This is a genomic window from Bradyrhizobium sp. PRIMUS42 (genome assembly GCF_023006515.1).
Classification (GTDB): Bacteria; Pseudomonadota; Alphaproteobacteria; order Rhizobiales; family Xanthobacteraceae; genus Bradyrhizobium.
The window spans coordinates 1-3,965 of the sequence record NZ_JALBGZ010000580.1 but is presented as its reverse complement, the minus strand read 5'-3'; the positions used below and the strand labels follow the sequence as shown (position 1 = coordinate 3,965).

3 protein-coding genes are annotated in these 3,965 nt (G+C 66.2%); all 3 read right to left on the bottom strand.

Going from position 1 to position 3,965, the window contains the following annotated elements; all coding sequences use genetic code 11:
* The coding region (locus tag MOV75_RS29705) for an efflux RND transporter permease subunit (protein ID WP_247007103.1) at positions 1–2,397 on the bottom strand (2,397 nt) is incomplete at its 3' end.
* On the bottom strand, positions 2,390–3,367 hold the full coding sequence (gene ihpB / locus MOV75_RS29700; RefSeq protein WP_246930902.1) for a divalent metal ion exporter adaptor subunit IhpB: 978 nt from the start codon (positions 3,365–3,367) through the stop codon (positions 2,390–2,392). The genes ihpB and MOV75_RS29705, both read right to left, overlap by 8 nt.
* A partial coding sequence (locus MOV75_RS29695; protein WP_247007102.1) for a TolC family protein occupies positions 3,364–3,965 on the bottom strand: 602 nt, incomplete at its 5' end. The genes MOV75_RS29695 and ihpB, both read right to left, overlap by 4 nt.

Below are 3,965 nucleotides of genomic sequence, written 5' to 3'. Positions count from 1 at the left end.
GGCCTCCTCACCGGGCGGCAGCGGGATCGGGATCGCCCGGATCGCCTCGAGATTGCCGCGCAGGTGTTCCGGCAGGCGCACGACGATGTCGAAGCGGCGGTCGCCCTCGAACAGCTTGCCGGCCGATTTGCCGCCGACCGCGATCTCGACGATGCCCTGCACCTCACTGATGCTGAGGCCATAGCGGGCAAGCGCCTGGCGGTCGAGGCGGACGGTGAGGATCGGCAGGCCGGAGACCTGCTCGATCTTGACGTCGCTGGCGCCGCGGATGCCGCGGATCGCGGCCTCCACCTGTCTTGCTGCGCCTTGCAGGATGTCGAGGTCGTCGCCGAAGATCTTGACCCCGACGTCGGTGCGCACGCCGGAGATCAGCTCGTTGACACGGAACTGGATCGGCTGGGAGATTTCATAGGCGCTGCCGGGAATCTCGTCAGCGGCATGCTCGATGGCCTCGATCACCTCCGATTTCGGCTTGTCCGGGTCGGGCCATTCGGCGCGCGGCTTCAGCATGACGTAGCCATCGGTCTGCGCCGGCGACATCGGGTCGGTCGCGATCTCGGCGGTGCCGATGCGGGTGAAGAACTCCTTCACTTCAGGGATTTGCTTGATGCGTTTTTCCAGCGCCTTCTGAAGATCCAGCGACTGGGTGAGGCTGGTGCCGGGAATCCGGATCGAAGCCAGCGCGACGTCGCCCTCGTCCAGGCTCGGAATGAACTCGCCGCCCATCCGCGACGCGGCGATGCCGCTCGCGATCACGATGAGTGCGGCCATGATGGCGACCATGCCCCGGTTGTCGATGGCGAAGCGGAGCAGGGGCAGGTAAGCGCGTTTCGCGGCCCGCATGAACAGGTTCTCGTGTTCGGATACTTTGCCGGTGACGAAGATGGCAACGGCCGCCGGCACGAAGGTGATTGAGAACAGCACGGCGGCACCCAGCGCCATCAAGACGGTCAGCGCCATCGGCGTGAACATCTTGCCCTCGACGCCGGTGAGCGTCAGCACGGGCAGATAGACCACTGCGATGATCAGCGTTCCGAACAGGCTTGGCTTGATCACCTCGCTCGATCCGCGCAGGATCGCGCGCAGCCGCTCTGAGGTCGTCAGCAGCCCGCCTTTCTCGCGCTGGGCCGCGGCCAGCATGCGCAGGCAGTTCTCGACGATGATCACGGCGCCGTCGACGATGATGCCGAAATCGATCGCGCCCAGGCTCATCAGGTTGGCGCTGACTTTTGTCTCGACCATGCCGGTGATCGTCATCGCCATGGACAGCGGGATGACGCAGGCCACCACGAGGGCCGCGCGGATGTTGCCGAGGATCAGGAACAGCACCGCCACCACCAGCGCCGCGCCTTCCAGCAAATTGTTCTTGACCGTGCGGATGGTGGCTTCGACCAGATCGGTGCGATCGTAGACGGTCCGCGTCACGACGCCTTCGGGCAGCGATTTGGCGATGTCCTCGAGCCGGGCTGCGACGCGGCGGGCCACGCTGCGGCTGTTCTCGCCGATCAGCAGCATGGCGGTTCCGAGCACGGTCTCTTCGCCGTTCCACGTCGCTGCGCCCGTGCGAAGATCGCGGCCTTCCCTGACGGTCGCGACGTCCCTGATCCTGACGGGATTGCCGCCGCGCGCGCCGATCACGATGTCCTGGATTTCGCCCATCGTGCCGACCTGGCCCGGCGAGCGAACCAGATATTGCTCGCCGTTGCGCTCGATATAGCCGGCGCCGACATTGGCGTTGTTGGCGGCGAGCGCGGTCATGACGTCGCGAAAGCCGAGCCGGTAGGCCATCAGTTTGCCCGGGTCGGGCAGTACATGGAACTGCCGCTCGAAGCCGCCGATGGTGTTGACCTCGATCACCCCAGGCACGTTGCGAAGCTGCGGCCGGATGATCCAGTCCTGCACGGTGCGCAAATCGGTCAGCGAATAGTCGTGGCCGCCTTGCGTCTTCGCGCCTGCCTTGGCCTCGACGGTGTACATGAAGATTTCGCCGAGCCCGGTCGAGACCGGCCCCATCGCGACCTCGACGCCGGCCGGAAGCTGGTCCTTCACCTGCTGGATGCGTTCGCCGACGAGCTGGCGGGCGAAAAAGATGTCGGTGCCGTCCTTGAAGACGACCGTCACCTGGCTGAGGCCGTAGCGCGACAGCGAGCGCGTGTAGTCGAGTTTCGGCAGGCCGCCCATCGCGGTCTCGACCGGGAAGGTGATGCGCTGCTCGGTCTCGAGCGGCGAATAGCCGGGCGCGCGGGTGTTGATCTGGACCTGGACGTTGGTGATGTCAGGCACTGCGTCGATCGGAAGGCGCTGGAAATTCCAGGCTCCGAAAGCGATGGCGCCGAGCGCGAGCACGAGGACCAGCCAGCGCTGCTGCAGCGAGACGGCGATGAGGCGCTCAATCATGCTCGGCCTCGCCCTTGCCCATCTCCGCCTTCACGACGAAGCTGTTCTCGGCGACGTAGTGCTCGCCAGCGGACAGGCCTGCCTTGATCTCGACATGACGCGGATCGGAATCGCCAAGCTCCACGGGGCGCGCCTCGATCTTGTCGCCGTCCTCGCGGACGAACACGATGGTCCGGTTCTCCAGGGTCTGGATCGCGCTCCGGCGCACGGCGACCGCGACGTTGCGGGCAGCGAGGATCAGCCGTGCCGTGACGAACAGGCCGGGGCGTAAGCGGCCGTCCGGATTTTGCAGCACCACGCGGGCCAATGCGGTCTGGGTCTCGCTCGAGCCGATCGGCGCCATGTAGGAGATCGTGCCCTTGATCTCGCCGCGGCCGTCATCGGGATCGATCAGCACCTCGTCATTGAGGCGGACGCGCCTGAGGTCCTGCCGGTAGATCGACAGATCGACCCAGATGGTGGAGAGGTCGGCGACGACGAAGGCCGGCTTCTGCTCGGAAGCGTATTCGCCGAGCGAGATCTGCCGTTCGATGATAGTTCCGGCAATCGGCGCCTTCAGCTCGTAGACGGTGAGGCTCTGATTGCTCTCGATCGCGGCGAGCAGGTCGTCCTTGGCGACCTTGTCGCCGATGCGCTTCTGGATGGATTTGGCGAGGCCCGGGAAGCGCGGCGTTACCTGCACGACCGCTTCCTGGTTGGCGCGCAGAATGCCGTTGAAGGCGAGCGTGTCGGTCAGTGTCGCGCTCGCAGCCTCCGCCAGCGTGACGCCTGCGGCCGCCAGCTTGACGTCGGAGATGCGGATGCGGTCGGCGCCGTGCTCGTCCTGCTCGACATGGTCGTTCGGCTTCTTCGGTTCGGAATGCTCGGAATGCTCGCTGTGCGCGGGCTTGGCCGGCGCGAGCAGGGAATAGCCGTAAGCGCCGAGCCCGGCGGCAACGATGGCCACGAGAATGGTGGAGGACGTCTTCATCGTGCGCTCTCCCGCGCCAGCGTGAAGGGATTGCCGACGAGGCCTTCGATGGTCGCAACGCCCGCGTGGAAGTTCTGGAGCGCCTCCTGCTCGCGCAGCCGCGCCTGGGTGACGCTCGCCTGGGCGTCGAGCACCTCGAGCAAAGTGAAACGGCCCTGGCCATAGCCTTGCGAGATCGCCTCGGAGGCCTCGACGGCCTTGGGGATAGCGGTCTCGCGCAAGATCGCGAGCTCGCGCAGCGAGCCCTGGAGCGAGTCATAGGCGCGGCCGGCGATCACGATCAGCGTGTTGCGGTTGGCCTCGCGCTCGGCCTTGGTCTTGGCGAGGCTTTCCTGTGCCGAGAGGATGTTGCCCTGGTTCTGGTCGAACACGGGGATCGGCACCGAGACGGTCAGGCGCACGGCATCGTCATTGGTTTCGTTATAGTGGCGCCAGCCAGCCGCGATCCGCACGTCCGGATAGGGCTTGAGCCGAGCCAGCAGCAGCTCGGCATTGCGCTGGGCAAAGACGGCGGTCCAGCGCACCAGCTGCGGATTGGCGTCGATGGCGGCGACCACCGCCTGGAACGCCGGCGGCCGTCCCGTGGTGTCGAGCCGGC